15 protein-coding genes are annotated in these 22,670 nt (G+C 56.3%); 10 read left to right on the top strand and 5 right to left on the bottom strand.

What is annotated here, in order from left to right:
* Positions 1–46: 46 nt before the first annotated feature.
* The 8 genes from LG203_RS12735 (at position 47) to LG203_RS12770 (ending at position 15,834) form a co-directional block, all read left to right on the top strand.
* Positions 47–1,495 carry an iron-containing redox enzyme family protein gene (locus tag LG203_RS12735; RefSeq protein WP_230346101.1) on the top strand — a complete coding sequence of 483 codons (1,449 nt, stop codon included), beginning with the start codon at positions 47–49 and terminating at the stop codon, positions 1,493–1,495.
* Between the two features lie 483 nt (positions 1,496–1,978).
* Positions 1,979–4,126 (top strand): alpha-1,4-glucan--maltose-1-phosphate maltosyltransferase, encoded by a 2,148-nt coding sequence (locus tag LG203_RS12740; protein WP_230346102.1) that lies wholly within the window; start codon positions 1,979–1,981, stop codon positions 4,124–4,126.
* Positions 4,127–7,726 carry a maltose alpha-D-glucosyltransferase gene (gene treS, locus LG203_RS12745; protein ID WP_230346103.1) on the top strand — a complete coding sequence of 1,200 codons (3,600 nt, stop codon included), beginning with the start codon at positions 4,127–4,129 and terminating at the stop codon, positions 7,724–7,726.
* Positions 7,698–9,650 carry a malto-oligosyltrehalose trehalohydrolase gene (treZ, locus tag LG203_RS12750; RefSeq protein ID WP_230346104.1) on the top strand — a complete coding sequence of 651 codons (1,953 nt, stop codon included), beginning with the start codon at positions 7,698–7,700 and terminating at the stop codon, positions 9,648–9,650. The genes treS and treZ overlap by 29 nt, the downstream gene beginning before the upstream one ends.
* A complete protein-coding gene (gene treY, locus LG203_RS12755; protein WP_230346105.1) occupies positions 9,647–12,478 on the top strand; it encodes a malto-oligosyltrehalose synthase in 2,832 nt (943 codons plus the stop codon). The genes treZ and treY overlap by 4 nt, the downstream gene beginning before the upstream one ends.
* 283 nt (positions 12,479–12,761) lie before the next feature.
* On the top strand, positions 12,762–14,204 hold the full coding sequence (locus tag LG203_RS12760) for a hypothetical protein (RefSeq protein WP_230346106.1): 1,443 nt from the start codon (positions 12,762–12,764) through the stop codon (positions 14,202–14,204).
* Positions 14,201–15,202, top strand: a complete 1,002-nt coding sequence (locus LG203_RS12765) for a hypothetical protein (RefSeq protein ID WP_230346107.1) — start codon at positions 14,201–14,203, stop codon at positions 15,200–15,202. Before LG203_RS12760 ends, LG203_RS12765 begins: the two co-directional genes overlap by 4 nt.
* Before the next feature lie 182 nt (positions 15,203–15,384).
* A complete protein-coding gene (locus tag LG203_RS12770) occupies positions 15,385–15,834 on the top strand; it encodes a hypothetical protein (RefSeq protein ID WP_230346108.1) in 450 nt (149 codons plus the stop codon).
* 94 nt (positions 15,835–15,928) lie between these two features.
* Here LG203_RS12770 and LG203_RS12775 read toward each other — a convergent pair whose 3' ends face one another.
* A complete protein-coding gene (locus tag LG203_RS12775; RefSeq protein WP_230346109.1) occupies positions 15,929–16,504 on the bottom strand; it encodes a hemerythrin domain-containing protein in 576 nt (191 codons plus the stop codon).
* A gap of 142 nt (positions 16,505–16,646) precedes the next feature.
* Positions 16,647–16,769: a hypothetical protein gene (locus tag LG203_RS14380; protein ID WP_268867400.1), complete on the bottom strand. Its 123-nt coding sequence runs from the start codon at positions 16,767–16,769 to the stop codon at positions 16,647–16,649.
* A gap of 343 nt (positions 16,770–17,112) precedes the next feature.
* On the opposite strand from LG203_RS14380, the gene ku reads away from it, so the two are divergent.
* Entirely contained in the window at positions 17,113–17,994 is an 882-nt protein-coding gene (gene ku / locus LG203_RS12780) for a non-homologous end joining protein Ku (RefSeq protein WP_230346110.1), read from the top strand.
* Between the two features lie 9 nt (positions 17,995–18,003).
* Entirely contained in the window at positions 18,004–20,604 is a 2,601-nt protein-coding gene (ligD, locus tag LG203_RS12785) for a DNA ligase D (protein WP_230346111.1), read from the top strand.
* Positions 20,605–20,640: 36 nt separating this feature from the next.
* Here ligD and LG203_RS12790 read toward each other — a convergent pair whose 3' ends face one another.
* From LG203_RS12790 to LG203_RS12800, 3 genes are all read right to left on the bottom strand, one after another.
* Positions 20,641–21,003, bottom strand: a complete 363-nt coding sequence (locus tag LG203_RS12790; RefSeq protein ID WP_230346112.1) for a hypothetical protein — start codon at positions 21,001–21,003, stop codon at positions 20,641–20,643.
* A gap of 239 nt (positions 21,004–21,242) precedes the next feature.
* Positions 21,243–22,046 carry a 2OG-Fe(II) oxygenase gene (locus LG203_RS12795; protein WP_230346113.1) on the bottom strand — a complete coding sequence of 268 codons (804 nt, stop codon included), beginning with the start codon at positions 22,044–22,046 and terminating at the stop codon, positions 21,243–21,245.
* Between the two features lie 284 nt (positions 22,047–22,330).
* Entirely contained in the window at positions 22,331–22,627 is a 297-nt protein-coding gene (locus LG203_RS12800; RefSeq protein ID WP_230346114.1) for a hypothetical protein, read from the bottom strand.
* Between the last annotated feature and the right edge of the window lie 43 nt (positions 22,628–22,670).

Raw genomic sequence — 22,670 nt, forward strand, 5'->3', positions numbered from 1 at the left:
GAGGCGACTCCGCCCATACTTTTCGCATTAAGAAGAAGGAACCAACATGCCCGGAGACCCAAGAATATTTGACGAGGAAGCTGTCACGCCGCCTGCGCCTGCCAAGGCGCCCCTCGCCATTAAAACGCTGTACTTTGATTTGCTTAATCCCGACCTGTCGGCAGAGCGACATGTGGACTCTTCACACCAGGCTAATGCCTTTCTGACTCAGCAACTGGCGCAGATAGATGCGTCGTCCATGGAATCAGACCCCGAATTAATCGAAGCCCTGTTGGCAGACTCGCCCCATGCCCTGCAGGCGTGGATACAGCGCAATGCGCAGGCCACAGGTCGGGAGTATCAGGAATACCTGGAAGGCCGCAAACGCGGCGAGCCCCGTCGCTATTTTTCATGTAAGTCGCATGCACTGAATTTTCTGTTGCAGGTGGCCCCCACCAAGATGGTGGACGGTGCCTGGCTTTATGGCCTCACACGGCAGTGGGATGATCCGCGTTATGCCTCCCTGATCAAGACCTATCTGGAAGAGCTGGGCGAAGGCCGCAGCGACAAGAACCATGTCGTGCTATATCAGCAGCTATTGCGCCGCTATGACCTCGATACCGAGTGGCATGCCCTGGATGACAGCCATTTTGTGCAAGGACTCACGCAGCTGGCGCTGGGCCATCATGCAGAAAGCTATCTGCCCGAAGTCATCGGCTTCAACCTGGCCTATGAGCAATTGCCGCTCCATCTGCTCATCACCACGCACGAGCTGGAAGAGCTCAACATCGACCCCTATTACTTCATGCTGCATGTCACGGTGGATAACGCCATGACAGGCCACGCCATGCGTGCCGCCTGGGCGGTATTTGAAGCCTTACCCAGACGCCAGCAACGCCAGGCATTCATGATGCGCATGTTGCGCGGCATGGCGCTTAACTCGGTGGGGCTGGCAACCCCTACGCTCATCCAGCAGTTTGATGCCGAAACCGAAATCACCGCTGTGTTTCTCAAAAAAGCCTCGGTGGGGAAATTCATGCACGCCAATCAGTGCAAACTCGGCGCTTACAGCATCAATGAATGGCTGTCTGATCCGCAAAAAATCCCCCAACTGCTGAATGCGCTGGTAGACGCCGGCTGGATGACGCGACACCAGGACCCTGCGCAATCGCGCTTCTGGAAATTGATGGAAGGGGAACATGCCAGCATGTTCGGGGTATTCACCCCCTATGAAAAACAGCTGATGTATGACTGGATGGCTGGAGAGGTGCTGGATACGCTGCCGCGCCAAGCCAGACTTGGCGAGCACTGGCGCAAGAGAGGCATGGCGGAAAGCAGCCAACGTCCGGCAGATACCTCCTATGCCACCTTGCAGTCGCTGATAGAGCCTGCCTTGCTGACCCAACCGAGCCGCCAGATGCACAACATGGCGAAATGGCTGGCTCCGGGACAACACCACACGTCTGCCGGGCTCGCCGCCACGCGCCTTTACATGCAGCAAACGGGCCTGAATTAAGCCAATAAACCAAGGTTCGTTTACATGTGCATGGCACAGTCCCGTTCTGCCAATCCACATGATTCAAGACATTTCTGCTGATCGTTATGTATGGCAGGCGCCATGTTCCAGATGCCGCAATTGATTCATTCATCAAATGCGGCTTTCTTTCCGTGGGCCAAGCCTGCGCGTCCATAAAAACCGCCTCAAACTATCCTTACAGACGTTTCCAATTTTCTCCTACAGCCCTTCCCAGCCCCAGCCTTTAGGCTACAAGTGCAAGCCCTGCGGCCTGAGTCAGGCGATGAATACCACACTTAACCTGAGGTGATGTACCCCTCCAGTTAAGGCATTCGACCTGACACATCCAGCCCAATTACTCCAGCCCCTTTGCATGAAGCGTCCGTCATGTCCCTCTCTCAGCAGAGCCATGGCAGGGGAAAAGGCGGCTTGCTGATTGCCCCTCATTTTTCAACAGGATCTCAGCCTGGGAAAGCATTGCAGATGATGTTACCGGAAGACCTAGATCACACACCCGACCCCTTGCAGCAAAGCAAGGAAGCGGCAGTACTGGAATATCGGTTTGCGATATTGCATCGCTCCCGCATTGCCATTGAAAACGTCACCCCGTGCGTGGATAACGGGCGTTTTGCCGTCAAGCGCAAAGAGCAAGAAGCCGTGGTAGTGAGTGCTGACGTGTTCATGGATACCCATGACCTGTTGCGCGTGTGCCTGGCCTGGCATAGCGGAGAAGACGGACGGGTGCATTACATCGCCATGCAAAGCCTGGGAAATGATCGCTGGCAGGCCAGTTTTGTACCGCCAGACATTGGCTGCCACTATTTTTTCGTTGAAGCCTGGCACGACGAATTTGGTACCTATGTATCCCATCTGCGCAAAAAAGCGCAAGCACGGCTGCCAGTGGAACTCGAAATCGAAGAAGGCCGCCTGCTCATTGCCAAATACCTCGCCAATTCGAATGGCGGGCCTGCCGACCAGCAGGATGCGCTGCATGCCAAGGAGTTTCTTGCGCGGCTGGTCTGCGCACTGGAAGCGCCAGAAATCACGGCTGCCTGCACCATGCAAGGTGAGCTGCAGCAGCTGGATACCAGCGACCTCTCTACCTATTCCGGGCGCGATCAGGTCAAGCTCAGTCTGCTGCTGTCCGGCGATGTCGCATACATGATGGATGCGCTGGACCCCAGGAACTTCATGGCGCGCAGCATCAAATTCCCCCTCATGGTGGAGCGCAACGCCGCCGCCTTTGCCAGCTGGTATGAAATGTTCCCGCGTTCGCAAAGCGGGGATACCGAGCGCCATGGCACCCTCAAGGATGTCGTCGCCCGTCTGCCGGCCATCCGCGACATGGGCTTCGATGTGCTGTATTTCCCGCCGATACATCCAATAGGGCTCACTCATCGAAAAGGCCGCAACAATGCACTGGTCGCCCAGGCCAATGATCCCGGAAGTCCATATGCCATTGGGTCGCATGAAGGTGGGCATGATGCCTTGCATCCGCAACTTGGCACCTGGGAAGACTGGGATCACCTGCTGGAACAGACACGCCTGCATGGCATGGAAATCGCGCTGGATTTTGCCATCCAATGCTCCCCCGACCACCCGTGGATATCGCAACACCCGGAATGGTTTGACTGGCGGCCGGACGGCTCGCTACGCCACGCCGAAAATCCGCCCAAGAAATACGAAGATATTGTGAATGTGGCGTTTTATGCGTCCGAAGCTATCCCGCATCTGTGGCGGGCCTTGCGCAATATCCTGCTGCATTGGATCGCCAAGGGCGTGAAGATATTCCGCGTGGACAATCCACATACCAAGCCACTGCCCTTCTGGGAATGGTTGCTGCGTACCGTGCGTGAACAGCACCCCGATGTCGTGTTTCTGTCCGAAGCCTTCACCACGCCCAAAATGAAGTATCGGCTGGCGAAAACCGGCTTCAGCCAATCCTATACCTACTTCACCTGGCGTAACGACAAACAAGGCTTGACCGATTATCTGCAGGAAATGGCGCAGGGCGAAATTGCCGATTTCTTCCGACCCAATTTCTTTGTCAACACACCGGATATCAATCCGGTCTTCCTGCAGGAATCCGGCCGGCCAGGCTTTCTGATCCGCGCCGCACTCGCCGCCACCCTGTCAGGCTTGTGGGGGATTTCGTCCGGCTTTGAACTATGCGAAGCCGATGCCGTGCCCGACAGCGAGGAATTCAACCATTCGGAAAAGTATGAAATCCGCGCCTGGGACTGGCAACGCCCGGGCAATATCGTGGCCGAGATCAGTCGACTCAACCAGATTCGCCGCGAAAACCCGCAACTGCAAACACACCTTGGGGTGCGTTTTCACCCCAGCAGCAATGATCAGGTGCTGTTTTTCTCCAAGACCGGTCAGCGCGACGTCACCCGCCCCAGCGCAACGGTAGTGCTGGTCGCCATCAATCTGGACCCGCACGCCACCCAAAGCGCCACGCTACAGATACCGCTTTACCTGCTGGGCCTGGTGGACGACGCCGATGTGGACGTGCTGGACCTGTGGGAAAACCAGCCCACCCGCTGGCAGGGCAAATTCCAGACCATCACCCTGGACCCTGCTGATCGCCCCTTTGCCATTTGGCGTATGGACGCCGGGAACCGATAAATGCCTACCTCCAAACATACAGACAAGAAGACCACCGACAAGAAACGGACCGATCGCCGGAGCAGCGCGCTGCAATTCACGCGCGACCCGCTTTGGTACAAGGATGCCGTGATTTATCAAGTGCACGTCAAATCCTTTTTTGACGGCAACAATGACGGCATAGGCGATTTTGCCGGCCTGATCCAGAAGCTGGATTACATTGTCAGCCTGGGCGTGAATACCCTGTGGCTGTTGCCCTTCTACCCCTCACCCCGCCGCGATGATGGCTACGATATTTCCGACTATCGCGGTGTGCATCCGGATTACGGCAACCTGTTTGACGTGAAGCGCTTCATCGCCGAAGCCCACAAGCACGGGCTGCGCGTCATCACCGAGCTCATCATCAACCATACCTCGGATCAGCACCCCTGGTTTCAGCGAGCACGGCAGGCCAAGCCTGGCTCGGCTGCCCGCAACTTTTATGTGTGGTCCGATACCGATACCGCGTACAGCCAGACCCGTATCATTTTCACCGATACCGAAAAATCCAACTGGACCTGGGATCCGGTGGCTAATGCCTTCTACTGGCACCGTTTTTTCTCGCATCAGCCCGATCTCAATTACGACAACCCCCGCGTATTCAATACCGTCATGAGCATCATGGAGTTCTGGCTGGACCTGGGCGTGGATGGCCTGCGGCTGGATGCCGTGCCCTACCTGATTGAACGCGAAGGCACCTCCAATGAAAACCTGCCGGAAACCCACCAGATCCTGAAAAAAATCCGGCAGTTCATTGATCAACGCTACCCCGACCGCATGCTGCTGGCCGAGGCCAATATGTGGCCGGAAGATGTGCAGTATTACTTCGGCAATAACGATGAATGCCACATGGCATTTCACTTCCCGCTCATGCCGCGCATGTACCTGGCACTGGCACAGGAAGACCGCTTTCCCATTACCGATATTCTGCAGCAGACGCCGGATATCCCCAGCGATTGCCAGTGGGCAATTTTCCTGCGCAATCACGATGAGCTGACGCTGGAAATGGTCACCGATAATGAGCGCGCCTACATGCTCAACTTTTACGCGGCGGATAACCGGGCGCGGCTCAATGTTGGCATTCGACGCCGCCTCGCCCCGCTGTTGCAGCGTGATCGTCGTCGCCTGGAGCTGTTGAACAGCCTGCTGCTTTCCATGCCCGGCACGCCGGTAATCTATTACGGTGACGAAATCGGCATGGGCGACAACATCCACCTGGGCGACCGCGATGGCGTACGCACGCCCATGCAATGGACCCCGGATCGCAATGGCGGCTTTTCCCTCACCGACCCGGCACGCCTGGTGCTGCCCTTGAACATGGACACCCTTTACGGCTACCAGGCCGTGAATGTGGAAGCGCAAAGCGCAGACCCGCATTCCCTGCTCAATTGGATGCGCCGCCTGTTGGCCGTGCGCAAGCAGTTCTATGCCTTTGGCCGCGGCAGTTTCCGGCTGTTATACCCGGCCAACCGCAAGATTCTCGCTTATCTGCGCGAGTACAAGCCGCAAGATATTCTGGCGCATGGCAGCCCCAACACCGCGTTTGACCCGACAGCCGACGCACGGGCGAGTAGCGCCCCGCCCCCGGAGAAAACCCAGGGAGAGACCAAGCCGGGCGAGACAGCCGCAGACCAGCCAGCCAGCATCAAGGCCCTGAGTGACGAGATTTTGCTGTGCGTGGCCAATGTCGGCAGTACCGCGCAGGCGGTAGAGCTCGACCTCTCGGAATACGCAGGCTATACGCCCACCGAGCTGATGGGGGGGGAAAAGTTTCCCGTGATTGGCCCTTCCCCGTATGTGCTGACGCTGGCGCCCTATGATTTTTACTGGTTCCGTCTCAGCAACGAGCAAAGTCCGCTGGCCACGCCTTCGCGTCTGAGTGCCGTGCCTTTCATCGCCCCCGAATACCGCACCCTGGTGCTGAATGCCGGCATACATGACCTCATGCAGCCCCGCTTGCAGCAACGCCTGGAAACCGAAATATTCCCGGCCTACCTGGCACGTCAGCGCTGGTTTTCCAGCCAGGCTGAGAACACTAAAAAGTCTGCCGGCCCCGCAAAAGGGCCGATGACTGTCCACCTGCAATACCTTACCCAGCTACCGAGGTCAGGTAATAGGGGAACAGATTTTCTGTTGGTAAGCGTCGCCGCCAGCGATAGCAATGCCTGGTTTTTCATGCCGCTCGGCATTGTCCCGGAAGAGACGTCCACCTCCACAGTGATACAGCAACACGTAATCTGTCGGGTACGTCAGGGCCCCAAAGTCGGCTTGCTGGTCGATGCCTATTGCATGGATGAGTTTGCGCTCACCCTGCTGGAGCAGTTCCGGCATTACGGCCAATATCGTGAAGGCGCTCGCGAGCTGCGCTTTGAATCCACCGCCAGCTTTGACGCGCTGGATTTCAAGAGCAGCGAGGGCAAACCGGGGCTCGTTATCCGTCGCCCGCATGCCGAGCAATCCAACAGCTCGCTGATTATCAACGATCTTGCCATCGTCAAAATGGTGCGGCACTTCCAGCCCGGCACGCACCCCGAGCTGGAAATGGCCCAGCGGCTGGATGAACTGGGTTACCACAACACGCCCGCCTTGCTGGGGCATATGGCGTTTACCAATGCCGAGGGCGAAAGCTATACCCAGATCGTCATGCAGGCCTATGTGCACAATCAGGGCGATGCCTGGCAATGGACCATCGATCGCCTGGGCATTGCCATCCAGCAGCTGAATGCCGCGGATATCGCCGCGCAAGCCTTGGCGCCGGAAGACACCAATGCCATGAAAGAGCTGCAGAATTTTGCCGCCACGCTTGGCAAACGGCTGGCCGAGCTGCACAACCTGCTTTCACTGCCCACCGTGCATGAAGCCTTCAAACCGCAACAGCTGGGCAAATCCGACATTACCGCCCTCAAGCAGCGCATCGTCCAGCAATGGCGGGAGGCATTTTCCGGGCTGGCGCATTTCAAGGCAGACAATCTGGCAGATCCGCAATTGCTGCCAGATATGCTGGGACGTCAAAAAGAAGTGTTTGCCCGCGTGGAGGCGCTGATAGACCAGGCCCGTGGTCAAGCCCTGACACGCATTCACGGCGACTTTCACCTCGGCCAGGTTCTGGTAGTGGGCGAGGACGTGCTGATCATTGACTTTGAAGGTGAACCAGCACGCCCGCTGCCCGAGCGGCGGCAGAAAGACAACCCCTTGCGCGATGTCGCTGGGCTGATCCGCTCGTTTTCCTATGTCGCAGCCTTTATCGAGAAAAGCGAACTGTACGCCAGCAGTGGTGGCAGCCTGCCCCGCCGGCAGATTCTGCAACGCTACAAGGACATCTCCGAAACAGCCTTCCTGCAAAGCTATTTTGACCACGCCCTGCCTCACCCACTAAGTCAGCCAGAGCAGAGCCTGAATGCAGGGGCTTATGCCCATGCCTCGGATATGGCGCTGCTACAGCTCTACAAGCTGGAAAAAGTAGGCTATGAAATCGCCTACGAACTGATGCACAGGCCCTCCTGGACCGAAGTGCCACTGGAAGGCCTGAAGTCTTTGCTGGAAGAGTTGGCGCATGACAAACCTCACCATGATGAAAAGTAACCCCAAGGAAAACGTGATGCCCACCCCAGCCCACCCCTGTTCCGAGCATACATCTGACCAGCCGCGCAATACCTTCAACTATCGGCTTGCCGGTGGCGCCCGCCTGCTCAGTCTGGCAGAAACCGAGTTCCGCCTGTGGGCGCCTAATGCACGCCAGGTCGACCTGATTCTAGACAAAGGCACCGTCATCCCCATGCAGCAGGAGGCCACCAGCGGCTGGTTCATCACACAGGCAGAATGTGGCCCGGGGATAGAGTACCGTTATCGCGCCATCAATAAGGAGGGCAACGAACTCCTGGTGCCCGATCCCTACTCGCGCAGGCAAACGGGCAGCGTGCATGGCAGCAGCGTGGTGGTCGATCCACAAAGCTATCGCTGGCGTCATCTGCAATGGAAAGGTCGGCCATGGCATGAAACCGTGATCTACGAAGCCCATGCCGGCGTGATGGGCGGCTTTGTCGGGGTGCGTGCCAAATTGGCTGAACTGGCGGCCATGGGCTTTACGGCGATTGAGCTAATGCCGATTGCAAGTTTCCCCGGGGCACATAACTGGGGGTATGACGGCGTACTGCAATTTGCCCCTCATGTGAGTTATGGCTCGCCGGATGAACTCAAGGCTCTGGTGGATGAAGCCCATGCGCTGGGCATGTCGATTTTCCTGGATGTGGTCTACAACCATTTCGGTCCCGATGGCAATTACCTGTGGCACTATGCGCCCGAATTTTTCAACCATGCCTACAAAACGCCCTGGGGCGATGCGATTGATTTTGCCGAGCCGCATGTCCAGCAGTTTTTTGTCGACAACATTTACTACTGGCTGGAAGAGTATCGCTTTGACGGCCTGCGCTTTGATGCCTGCCACGCCATCTGGAACAAAGCCTGGCTGGGAGACACGATCAAGCAGGTACGCGAGCACTATCAGGGCAAACGCCATGTGCATCTGGTCGCAGAAAACGACGACAATGCGGCCAGCCTGTTGGGAGACCGCTTTGTTGCCCAATGGAATGATGATGGCCATCATGTGCTGCACGTGCTGCTGACCGGCGAAACCGAAGGCTATTACTCGGATTACGCAGAACATGCCGCGGAAAAACTGGCGCGTTGCCTGGCAGAAGGCTTTGTCTACCAGGGCGAGGTCTCGCAACATCGGCAAGGTGAGGGGCGGGGCGAAAACAGTCAGCATTTGCCACTGAGCTCCTTCGTGCTCTTTTTGCAAAACCATGACCAGATCGGCAACCGTCCCTTTGGCGAACGCCTGACCACGCTGGTCCCCGAGCCTGCCTTGCGGGCGGCCATGGGACTGGTGCTGCTAAGCCCGCAGATTCCGCTGCTGTTCATGGGCGAAGAGTTCGGTGCCACCCAGCCTTTTCTGTACTTCACGGATCATGAAAACCCCGAGCTGGCGGCGGCCGTATGGGAAGGGCGGCGCCGTGAATTCTCCACCTTCGAGAAATTTAACAAGGCGAGCTTTGCAGAAAAAATCCCCAACCCGAATGACATCGAAAGTTTTAACGCGTCCATTCCCCGACCAATAGGTAGTCATGACCCCGACATCAATCGCGCGTCGGAATGGCAAGCGTGGATACGGCAGTTGCTGAGCCTTCGCCACCAGCATATTGCCCCTTATCTGGAACACACCAGAACCTTGTCGGCCTATGCCATTGGCCCGGCAGCGGTAAAGGCACGCTGGCGTCTGGGCAATGGGGCCACGCTGGAAATCCTGCTGAACCTGGGCGATAGCCCCGTGCATTTCGGCGAGCAGTGGCCTGAAGACAAACTGGCGCAGACCCTTCTGAATGTGGGCAACCGTCATGAAGCATTAATGCAGGGCTCTCTGGGCGCTTATAGCTGCCTGGTACTGCTGGAAGGCCCGCTAGGCACGGATAACGAAGCCAGCTTCGGCGCCGGAGAACCGCGGCCATGACACCTCAGCATCCACTATCCACCCTGCGCCTGCAGTTTCACAAGGGCTTTACCTTTGCCGATGCACTGGAACATGTGGGGTATTTTTCCTCACTGGGTGTCAGCCATATTTATGCATCGCCCATTTTTACGGCGCGGCCCAATTCCAGTCATGGCTATGACATTGTGGATCCGACGCAGATCAACCCCGAGCTGGGCGGGCGTAAAGGTCTGGCCCGACTGGTAGAAGCGTTGCGCCATGCCCACATGGGCCTGATCGTGGACATTGTGCCCAATCACATGGGGGTAGGCGGTGCCGATAACCCTTGGTGGCAGCATGTATTCGAGTGGGGGCGCCATAGCCCGTATGCCATGTGGTTTGATATCGACTGGCATTCGCCCGACCCTTACCTGCACAACAAGATTCTCGCGCCTTTTTTAGGGGATGCTTATGGCGCGGTGATCGATCAGGGGGATATCCGCCTGGAATATGACCGCCAGACCCAACGCATACAGGCACGTTATTTTGATAATGCCTTTCCCATTGCGCTGGCTGACTATGCGGATATTTTGCAAGGGGTCGATCATCCAGGCGTGGCAAGGCTGCTTGCGCAGTTTCGCCGGATAGACTACAGCCTGCCCTTTCTGGACATACAGTCGCAGGTCAACCAGGTGTTGGCCGCGCTGGCGACCCTCAGTCTGCATCCGGAAGTCGAGGACGCCATCAACACGGCACTGGCGGCCTACTCTGACCAGGGAATAGCGAAGCTGCATCCTTTGCTGGAAAAACAGCACTACCGCCTTACCTGGTGGCGCAATGCCTCGGACCAGATCAACTGGCGCCGCTTTTTTGAAGTGAGCGAGCTGGCTGGCGTGCGGGTGGAACTCGATGAAGTGTTTGAAGCCACGCATTCGCTGCTGTTTGAGCTGTACGCGCAGGGCCTGATCGATGGGGTGCGACTAGACCATATTGATGGGCTGGCTCAGCCGCAGCATTATTGCCGCAAGCTGCGGGCGAGACTGGAAAGCCTGATGCCGAACCGGCCGCCGCATCTGCGCACGCCGCTCTACATGATTGCCGAAAAAATCCTGGCGCCCGGCGAATGGCTGCGCGAGGGATGGGGACTGGACGGTACCACCGGTTATGAGTTCATGGATCAGGTATCAGCGCTGCTGCATGACCCGCAAGGGGATCAGCCATTGAACGCCTTGTGGCATCAGTTAAGCCAGGATGAGAAATCCTTTCATCAGCATGTAGAACAGGCACGCCGCCAGTTGCTGTCGGAAAATCTGGTCAGCGAATTTGAGGCAGCAGTGCATGCCCTGCATGCCATCGCCCGCGCTGACCTGCATACGCGCGATTATTCGCTGGCCTCGATCCGGCGCGTGTTTACCGAGATTCTGGTGCACTTTCCGGTGTATCGCAGCTATGTCACGGTGGATGGCATGGATGCCCAGGATCAGGAGCTGTTTGAAAGCACGGCCATCAAGGCGAGACGCACATTGGGCCATGTCGACAAACCACTGGTGGACATCATTTTCAGCTGGTTGCGCGGGGATCTGATCCATAACGCACCGTCACCAGAAATATCCGACCTGTCGCAGCGCGCCATTACCCGCTTCCAGCAACTGATGCCGCCCTTGTGCGCCAAATCCATGGAAGACACGGCGTTTTATCGCTTCGGCAGGCTGGTCTCCCGCAATGAAGTCGGCAGCGACCCCGATATGTTCACGCTCGATATAGCCGCGTTTCATGATGCCTGCCAACGGCGGCTGAACCTGTATCCAGCCAACCTGCTCGCCACCGCCACGCATGATCATAAGCGTGGGGAAGATGTGCGCGCCCGTATCGCAGTCATCAGCCAGGTGCCCGCGCAATGGGAGCTTCAGGTAAAGCGGTGGATAGAGATGAACCGCCGCTTTCACAGCCGGGTCTTCCCCGATGAAATGCGATATGTGGCATATGAGGCGCCGCGCATCACGCATGAATACATGCTGTACCAGATGCTGGTGGGCGCTTGGCCGTTTGACTTGCAGGTGAATGATGTCGCAGGCTTGAAGGCTTATGGCGAGCGCATGGAAGCCTGGTTCATCAAAAGCATACGTGAGGCAAAATGGATGTCGAGCTGGGTACAGGCCAATGAACCTTATGAAGATGCCTGTGCCGGCTTTTTGAAGAGTATTCTCGACCCGGCGCAAAGCGGCGAGTTTCTGGCATCGGTCGCCCAGTTCATTGCGATGATCGCCCCAGCCGGGGCGATGAATGGCCTGGCCCAGACTGTATTGCGCATGACAGTGCCTGGCATACCCGATCTTTACCAAGGCACCGAGCTCTGGGATTTCAGCCTGGTCGATCCGGACAATCGCCGCCCGGTCGATTACCTGCAACGCACGCAGGCGTTGCATGCTTCGCCCGCGTTGGCAGCCCAGCTTGCCAACTGGCGTCAGGGCACTATCAAGCAGACCATCATCCACCAGCTGCTGCGTTACCGCCAGCAACATCCACGCCTGTTTGAAGCAGCCGATTATCAGCCGCTGTATGCGCAAGGCATCTACAGCGACAACATCGTGGCATTTCAGCGCCAACATGGGGAGCAATGCCTGTTGGTGGTGGTGCCCCGCTTTTGCCATGCATTGCTCACCGACCATGGCGCCTTGCGTCTGGGCAACTGGCAAGATACTTATCTGAGCAATGGCTTGCACTTGCATGGGCGCTATCGCGACATCCTGAGCGGTACCCATCACACGGTGACTGACAAAGGCCTGACCATCACCCAGCTTTTTTCCACATTACCACTGGCCGTATTGGCGCTGGAACCGAATCCACCAGACGGGGCCCTGCTGTCGTGAGGCACTGATATTTATTATTTGCCAAGGTCGGGCTGGTCCGCGAGCAGGCCTTGGCGAACCGTGACAAGGTCTGATTGAAGGTCTCTTAGCCCTTTAGGGCAATGCCGCCATTTAAAAATCCTATGCATCATCGTCTTGCACAGGCCAGTCATGTTGACTCGCCTATCAACTGACGGAGACGATGCATGCCCTTCACCAGAATTCTCCCTTCACTTGCCACTTTTCCGTTTTCCCGTCCTGCCATTTGCGGCAGGCATATCCAACCCGCGGGGAGGACATGAGTATGTGGGAACAGCTGAAAGTGGCATTGGCGACCCTGAAAGCAGCCCCTGTCGGATGGGTGGATGGTATTAACGAAGGCAGCGAGCAGACAGTACAGTGGATGTGGGAAGTGCTACAGGGGGATTTCGGCGAAGCCGAGCAATCCAGCGCCCAACTCGCTACCGGCACTCTCATTTCCATGGTCCCGCTGATAGACCAGGTCTGCGATGTGCGCGATCTGATCGCCAATTGCAAGCAGATCAATAAAGACCCCAATAACGGCTGGCACTGGTTTGCGCTATGCCTCACCTTGCTGGGGCTTTTCCCCACGCTGGGCTCGCTACTCAAGGGTTGCCTCAAAATTCTGTTTGGCTATGCCCGACATGGCATCCCCAAGGCCATGCGCACTAATGCCAATGTGTGGGATGCCCTGTCTCCTTTCGTGGAACGCAGCATTCAACGGCTCAATGTGCACCTGAGCAGCGGCATCGTCAGAAAAACCCTCAAAACCATGCGCATCACCAACCCCTATGGCTGGCTGGCAACACAGGTAAGGGCGCTCTCAAAATCCATCAACTCGCGGGAATTACTGGCGGCCTTTGATCATCTGCATCAAACCTTGAGCGAACTGCTGGATTACATCAGTCGCTATGGCAACACCACCACCCAACATAAGGTCGTGCAATTGCTGCGCGAGATCAAGGCCGTGCGTGAACGCGCCAACGGCATCATGGGCCGCATGGTGAGACCTTTGCAGGAATGGCTGGAGAAACTGGCCAAACGGCTGGATGAAGAGCAGGCACGGACGCTCAAAAGCACGGCGTCGGCAGCCCAGGGGCCCAGGCTCCTGCATATGGAAAAAGAGGCCATGGACAAGGCCAAGCCTACCTGGGTGGACAAGGGGTTCATCCGCCCCCAGTACCCTGGCCTGGATGACATGCCGGGGAACGCTGAAGAGATGATACAGAAGGGCTATCCACGCAATATCCAGTATGAGTTTGCCAACTTCCACGGCAATGTGATGCCAGCGAAATACCCGCCAGGCACCGTGCTGTACCGGATTGTGGACCCGGCGGAAAAATCGTTTGCAAGTGGTCAATGGTGGACCAGCAAAACCGAATTTGATGCCATCAGCAGCAAGGATGGGTGGCGGCGCAAATTTGGCGTGTGGCGCATCTGGAAAAGCAATGGCGAATTCATGACCTATCAGGTACCCGAAGGCACTGTGCTCAAAGGCTGGCAGGGCATCAGTGCCTCGCAGGAAATGTATGGCACAGCCTATACCCTGGAGGGGGGAGCCTTGCAAATCCTGCTGGACCCTTACGATCTCAAAAGTGAAAGCCTGCAAAAACGATGGCCGACGCATTGGGGCTACAACCCCTACAATCCTGGCAACCCAAAACTTATCGGCGTGCCGGTATTGCAGCACAAATGGCCTCCCGCTTCCGACAAGGACCCAACATGAGCAGCATGGACCTCAAGACTCCCTTGATCCCCCAGGAAATCTGGCTACAGGAGCAATACAGCAGCCCGCGGTATTTCGCCAGGATGCTGAATGCCTGGGAACGCATGGTGGAGGTGGCCGAACTGGCTTACGACGATTACATGCGGCATATCCCTTCCAATTTCCGCCTGCGCGAGCCGGGAACGCAGGTGGATATCGTATGGGGAAACCGGATATTGCCCAATTTCATCCGGACCTTGATGCAGATGCGTGAAATTCATCATCGCATCAGCAAGGGTGACCTTGGCGTGTGGGCACCTGCCGCCATCCAGAGCGATATACGCGGCGCCAGCGATTACTGGCATGGCTGGATGGAGGAACCCGCACTGGTCGCGCGCCTGGGCTTCAATCCCTTGCAGGAGTACTATCGGCAACAAGGCATTGCGCAAAAATACGCCGCCAATATCGGACCCACGTTTCGTTATGGCTGGAAACGCGGCGATCTGCTGGGTGACCTGAAAGAAAACGGGCGCGGATGGGATATCAGCCTGCCCCAGGAGTGGCCTGCCTATCAACTGAATCCGCAATATCAGTGTGCCACTGGCGAGGAAGTCCCCAGACCTGGGATTTATCTGCCGGATATCGCCTATAGTTGCGCGCAGCTGATTGTCCCGCTTCCTGATGCACCCGAGGCCAGCATGGCCAATGTGGGGCGTACTCCCGATGGTATCCGTTACAACCATCTGGAGCCTGCCGTGTGGACATTGGTGGAGCGTGTCTCCGATACCGGTGGGGGACTGGTGGATACGCGCCTGATCACCGCAGCCCAGGAACACGCCTCGGATGAGGAAACCTGGCTGTCCGCTCTCGCCGGGGAGGCATGTCCGCGCGAAGGGATATGGCTGTGCCCGCGCATCAATATGCGCGAAGTGCGATTGCGTCTTGGTGAACCCATGCCAGGTGCCGGTGAACCAGGTTTGTCAGGCAGTTTGATCTGGTACTGGAGATCCGGCCTGTGAGCGAGCCGGCCCCGCACGTGCGCCGCTAAAGGCCTTCGCCGGCTGTTCTCGTGCTTTGCAGATGTTCCTGCCGGGCAGGTGCTTACATAAAATCTGACGTCGATAGCAGCCGCTCTCCGATGCCCGCCATGCGAACCCATGCTTAAGGTGTATGCCTGATTCCTCACCTTATGGAGATCATCATGCATTCAGCCCTCATGGCAGGCTCCCCCGCCTCCAGCTTTGAATATCATCACAACTGGCAATTTCCGTCTGACCATTTCATGGATGATTCTGGCATCTGCCCCGCCGATGCAGCCTCACGGAATGACGACGACAATCTTGAAAATGAAAATGTATCCGGCGGCCAGGCTTTCCCAGATGCAGGCAAGCATCATCGTGACAGGCAAGCTGAGAAACAGCCGCCATCACCGCCCGATCTGCTTGATCAGCCCAACCCGCCCACCGCGGATCCCGACTACCGCCAGCATCCCCCTGAAACCGTGACTCCCGATCCGCACAAGGCATATCCGCCCACGGATCCTGAGCACACCCAGCCCGAGCCAGAAATCATGGATGATGAGACGGTCAGGGACAAGCCCAACGTCATACCGCCACCCGATGGGTTTTTCATCCAGAAAACTACCAAATAGCGATTTATCCTCAGCGATTCATGGTCAGGGGCATAAAAAAAACAGGAGCCACGGGCTCCTGTTTTTTGGCTGAATCCACGCTAATGTCAGGCGCTTAATGTTTGGGCATCGATTGCTGGACAGCCGCTTTCAGCTTCTTGATATCAATATCCCCTTCGGCATTGACCACTTCCGCCATCAGCTGGCCTTTGCGCTTGCTTAATTCCACTTCCAGCTCTTCCAGGTCCACCTTGGCTTTTTTGACCTTGGGGAACATTTCCTTTTCCTCCTCCTCCACGTGATGCTCAATGTATTCGCTAAGCACCGTCATCTTGGCGTCGTACATGGGGTCTGCCGGGTTCATGGATTGAATCTGCCCGATCAGGCTCTTGGCACTGCTATGCTCCACCACCGCCTCATTCAACAGATCATCATCATGAATGGCAGCCCGGGCGGCAGGATAAAAAATCTCCTCCTCCACTCGTGTGTGCACGGTGAGCTCCAGACATATTTGGTTGGCAATGGAGGCTTTGCCTTCGATATCATCCTTCTCGGCCAGCTTGGTATATTGCTTGAACAGTTTTTTCACATTCTTGTGATCATCTGTCAGGTGCTGGATTACGTCTTTCTTCTGCGCCGTGCGGCGGGTGGTGGATTTCACGGTCGCATCGGCTTGTCGTGGTAACGTCATTTTCATCTCCTCAAGGTAGGTTTTTTTAATGCCCCTTCAGAGTGTCACTAGCGGTCACGCTCAACCAGCGGATAAAGCTGATTGCCATGTAGGAAATACTGTAGAGATTGGCGTGGAAGAACATCAGGGCAAGGACGAATGGTCACGCGAAGAAATGATTCAGTAGTGCCATGAACAGCAGAAATACGGCAATGCATACCTCCACAAAATAGAGGTGATACCACTTTGCAGGTTTTTCGCTTGGCTCGGGATCGTCGTTCAACATGATATGCAGAATGCCTTCTCATTCCTGATTGTTGAATAATCTGGGTGGCTAACTTGCATAATATTTTAGTTATTCACCGATCGGGCTGGCAAGCACTCCCACACACGCCATAACCCTTTATATTCATTAAGATAAAGTCATTTTCCGCATGCGGTTTATATTGTGGCGGCGCCTGATTTCCTATTCAACCCACCCCGACCTCTTAGGGATATTCCGACACAGATTTCAGCCCAGGACTACTAGGGGCTATCTGTGCCAACGAATAGGATTCCATCATGCAGTCACTTTGTGCTGCCTGTGTCTGCACCTCATTTATTCCTTCTGTTCACGTTCAGGAAACGATATGCCACGCGCTCTATGGAAAGGTGCCATCAGCTTTGGCCTGGTACACATACCGGTTGAACTTTATCCCTCGCACAACGCCCCCGGGATAGATCTGGACATGCTGGACCGGCGTGACTTTTCGCCTGTGGGATACAAACGTTATAACAAGACCACGGGAAAGGAGATTCATACCGAAGATATCGTCAAAGGCTATCAATACGAAAAAGGGGAATATGTCGTGCTGACGGATGCCGAGATTCGCCAGGCAAACAAGGAAGCCACCCAGACCATTGATATTCAGGCCTTTGTGAAAGTGAATGAGATTTCCCCCCTGTATTTTGAGCAGCCGTATTACCTCAAGCCCGCCAAAGGCGGCGAGAAAGTGTATGCCTTGCTCCGCGAAACCCTCAGAACCACGGACCGCATTGGCATTGCGCAGATCGTCATGCGCACTAAGCAGCATCTGGCGGCCCTCATGGTGGTGGATCAAGTCATCGTGCTCAATATGCTGCGATATGCAGAGGATATCCGGCCGCCAGAAGAACTGGGGCTGCCTGGAGAAGATGCGCCCAAGGTGCGTGTGAGTGACAAGGAAATCAAGATGGCCCATGCCCTGGTTGAAGACATGACGGAACCCTGGGACCCGGAGCAGTTTCACGACCGTTTTCGTGCAGACATCATGGCGCTGGTGAAAAAGAAAATCCGCAACAAGCAGACACATGCACTGATGGAGCCGGAGGATGAAGTGCCTGCGGATAACTCCGCCAGCAATATTGTGGATCTGATGGCGCTGCTGAAAGAAAGCATAGGCCGCCGCATGAAGCCAGAAAAAGAACCGTCTGGCAACAAGACGGATACAGCTGAGGAACCACCCGCACGCCGTAAAGCCACTCGCCGATAGGAGCGTATCATGGGTCTGAATCATTACTGGCAAAAGCGTAACTTCAACATCACCCCGGAACCGTCAGGCCAGGTCGCCGAGGCTGGCGACACGCTGGCGTTTTATATCCAGCGCCATCATGCGCGGCGGTTGCACTATGACTTCCGTCTGGAGCTGGATGGCGTGCTGAAAAGCTGGGCAATACCCAAAGGCCCCACTCTGGACCCCAAGGAAAAGCGTCTGGCGGTGCATGTGGAAGATCACCCGCTGGAATACGGGCACTTTGAAGGGCAGATTCCCGAACACCAATACGGCGCAGGCAAGGTCGTCTTGTGGGATTGCGGCACCTGGGAGCCGCTGGAAGACCCACATGCCGGTTACCAGAAGGGCGCGCTCAAATTCATGCTGCATGGCGAAAAACTATCTGGTAAATGGGCACTGGTGCGCATGGGTAAAAAACCTGCCGAGGGCTCCTCTGAGAAGGAAAACTGGCTGCTGATCAAGGAAAAGGACGAGGTGGCGCAAAGCGGCGAACAGGCCAACATCACCGAAAACCGGCCCGAGAGCATACGCAAACTGTTCAGTGGCGATGCTCACCGGCCATTGAAGGGTTCCGACAAGCCCAGCCGGGTCTCGGTGGCATCCACATCGGGCAGCCGCCGCTCTGCTGACGCGCACCACACCTCCCCGGACCGCGGCGGCAAAGAGGGGAAAACACAGCCCATGCCCGCCTCCATGCAGCCTCAACTGGCGCTGCTGGCGAAAAAATCCCCTGTAGGTGAGCACTGGCTCACGGAAGTGAAATTCGACGGCTATCGCATGCTGGCGCGCTGTGAGGACGGTGAGGTGAAGCTTTACTCGCGTAATGGCCACGACTGGACAGCGAAATGGAAAGGTATTGCCGATGCGCTCAAACGGTTGCCCATAGATCAGGCCTGGCTGGATGGGGAGCTCGTGGCCTTGCAAGCCAATGGCAAAGTGAGCTTTCAGGCGCTGCAGGATGCCATGCAAACCAATAGTGCCGCGACACTGGCCTACTTTGTGTTTGACCTCATGTATCTGAATGGTCACGACCTGCAACAGTTGCCCCTGATCAAACGCAAGGCCTTGTTGAAAACAGTGCTGGCGCACTCTGCCGAAGATGGCCCACTCCATTACAGCGACCATATTATCGGCAATGCTCCTGAAGTATTCGACCATGCCTGTCTGCATGATCTTGAAGGCATCATTGCCAAGCGCGCGGATTCCCCTTATCAGCCGCGGCGCACGGAGGACTGGCTGAAAATAAAATGTGGCTTGCGGCAGGAATTCGTCATTGGTGGCTATACCGACCCGGCGGGTAGTCGCCAGGGATTTGGTGCGCTACTGCTAGGCGTGTATGACGCCGAAGGTGCCCTGCATTATGCCGGGCGCGTAGGAACGGGCTTTACCGAAACCACGCTAGCCCAAGTGAGCAAGCAGTTCAGCCGCCTGCAGCGCGCAAGTTCGCCGTTTACTGGCAAGCTGACCGGCTTGCAAATGCGTGGCGTACATTGGCTCACTCCCAAGCTGGTGGCAGAAGTGCGTTTCGCACAATGGACAGACCGTCAGATCGTACGTCATGCCGCTTTCGTCGGGTTGCGTCAGGACAAGCCGGCCCGCGAGATCGTGCACGAAACACCGGCCAACCCACCACCCCCAACCGGGGATACGTCTTCGTCCTCAGAACACCCACGACAAGAACATCCGCAGCGTAGCGGCTCCGTCCGCGAGATCGCCGGTGTACGACTGACCCATCCGGGCAAGATTCTGTTCGCGCAGGCCGGACTGACCAAGCAGGATCTGGCGCATTACTACAAAGAAATTGCCCCATGGATATTGCCCCAGTTGCAAGGGCGCCCCTTGTCGCTGGTGCGCTGCCCGACGGGTGCAGGCCAGCAGTGTTTTTTCCAGAAACATGCCGCCATGACCATCCCGGACAATGTCAGGCGCATTCAGGTGCCAGTAAGCGGATTTTCGGATGACTACATGGTGGTGGATGACCTGCCAGCGCTGATTTCCCTGGTGCAAATGGGCGTGCTGGAGATACACACCTGGGTCTCGCGCGAGGAGCATCTGGAGCAGCCGGACCGCATTATTTTCGACCTTGATCCGGACGAAGCCCTCCCATGGACCACCGTAGTGGAGAGTGCGCAACTGGTGCATGCATTGCTGCAGGCGCTAGGCCTGGAGAGTTTTGTCAAAACCACCGGTGGCAAGGGGATACACGTGGTGATCCCCATTGTGCCCGACCACCGCTGGAAGACGATCAAGGCCTTCAGCAAAGCTGCCGCGCAGTATCTGGAACAACAATTGCCGGACCGCTTTACTGCAAACATGGCCAAGCAAAAGCGCACAGGCAAAGTATTCATCGACTATTTGCGTAATGCGCCAGGCGCCACCGCGATCGCCGCCTACTCCAGCCGGGCGAAACCGACGGCAACCGTTTCCGTGCCTATTTCGTGGGATGAGCTGAATATGGGGATACGCTCTGACACGTTTACCGTCGCCACTCTGCCAGAACGCCTGGCAAGCCTGAAACAGGATCCCTGGCAGGAATATGAACATCTGCGGCAACGCATCACCTCCGCCATGCTGGAAATGTTTACCTGACGAGAAAATAAGGACAGGCCTTTCTCCCTAACCATCTCACCAGCAAGGCGAAAACATCCAGGCTACTATCCAGAGCACCAGTACCAGCAAGGCGAACAGTAAGCCGCTCCAGACGCCGAGGTAAGCCACAAAATTAACGGGAGTCGGCTGTGGAGCGGATGCATGAGCGCCGGTTTTCTCCAGCTTTCTGGCAGCAGCGGTCATGCGCCGCCAAAGACGCCAGGCATGCATGGCGATGAAAAAATTCACTATAAATGCCAGGAGTGGCAAGCTCTGCAACAGCAGCTCTGGCACATGCAAGGGAGGCCCGTCACAGGCAGGCATCGCCAAGACATATAGCAAGCTCAGGCTGATGAGGGCAAGGGTGGGGGCCAGCAGCAAGGCAAGCCAGCTGCTCACGGCGCGCTTCCTGCGTAATCTGGCTTGGTTTGAATATTCATGTTCCTTCCCGATACGGCGACTGTGTTGTTGATGATGACGTGCATGGCAGGCGCGCGATATAAGCCCTTGCCTGATCGGCATGTCGGATAATTTCATGACGGACCGGGTTTTCAGCCTGAGATTTGCTGCAATCCCCGCGCCATAAACGAAAAACGGGGCTACTGTGAGCCCCGTTGTCATCTTGTTAACACCGCAGATTAACCACGATTGGGTCGCACACGCTCCCATAAATAGCGCAGGCTGAATCTGTCGCGCGGGCGCGGCTTGTAGTGGGTCTTGTGCACTTCAATATCTTCGTAAATACGCTTGGACGCCGTGTAGTAGTAAAGCGCCATGGATTTGCGGGTAACACCATCCGGGGTGTTGAGCGGCTCAGGGTGCCCGTGATTGCTATCTTCATCGGTATTGAACACCACACAGCGATTGAAAATGGGCGCCACTTTTTTCAGGCACTTGGTCATTTTCGTGTCCCACAATTCCAGATCGCCACCGTACTCCGGCTGCCAATCCTTATTGAGGTAAATAATCATGTTGAGCCTGCGCTCCAGGTGCATGGATTTGTTGATGCGGAAATCCGAATGCACACCGAGCAGGCCGCCGCGACTGGTCTCGTGAAATCCGCCCCCGTTGAAATAGGGGTCGGGGATCAGGCCGTCTATGCCCGTCATTTTTTGCAGAAACATCAATACGGGCGCCGAGTTTACAAAGGCAAACACCTCACGCAACTCTCGGTTACAGGCCTGAGGACTGATCTGACGTTTATGCAGGCCGCGATAGCCACGCTCGTAGACTTTTTCATTGCTAGTCTGTTCGCGCGGGAACTGGTCGAGGATGGACTGAGCCAGCGCTTCCGGTAAAAAATTATCAATGACGATATGCGGAAATGGCTCACCTGACTGGTACTGGCTGGCCAGTGTTTCCCCGCAGGCGATGGCTTGTGACTCTTCCAGATAGGGCCCATCCTGTGTATCAATCGGAAGGGTCAGGCTGACTGTTTGCATCAATGCTCCTTGCATCTTTCGTAGTGCAGGCACACACCATGATGTGCGATAGACGATGGTTATTAAGCGGGCTTACGCCCTGTCGATAAAGCAAAGCCCCTCACATGCGCAAGGGGCAGAACCGTCATCCAGTTCGATATACGGCCATTACATCTGCAAAAACCGTAGCGCCAGCGACTCACTGCTGACACAACAGCTAGCGAAATTATCCCACCAAACCCTCTCAGCTTAGAACAGAAATTACAGCTTCCGGCGTTAAAAATGTCTGGCGAGAGGGGCAAGGATCAAGCCCCCTTGCACTCCAGACCAGGGTTCAGCATTTTGAGTTGCTCAATGGCGGCTGCAATGGCACCCTCTGCGCCACCGGGAGCCTGCACTTCATCGGGCACCAGCGCCGGGGCATCGTCCGACAGGGGGGCGACTTTGGCCACACCATAGCCACTGGGGGCTTCATTGGGCAGGGCTGCACGACCGCTGATCTGGTAACTGCGGTAAATGGAGGGAATGCCTTCTTCATCCAGCGTGTCGCTAGTGAAAAAGATGCGTATAGATACAGCGGGCAATGAATTTTCGGCTGTCATGTCAAATCTCCATAAAATGCATAATGATTGCTGAGCCTACGAT

The sequence above is a fragment of the Methylovorus mays genome (assembly GCF_020531915.1).
Taxonomy (GTDB): domain Bacteria; phylum Pseudomonadota; class Gammaproteobacteria; order Burkholderiales; family Methylophilaceae; genus Methylovorus; species Methylovorus mays.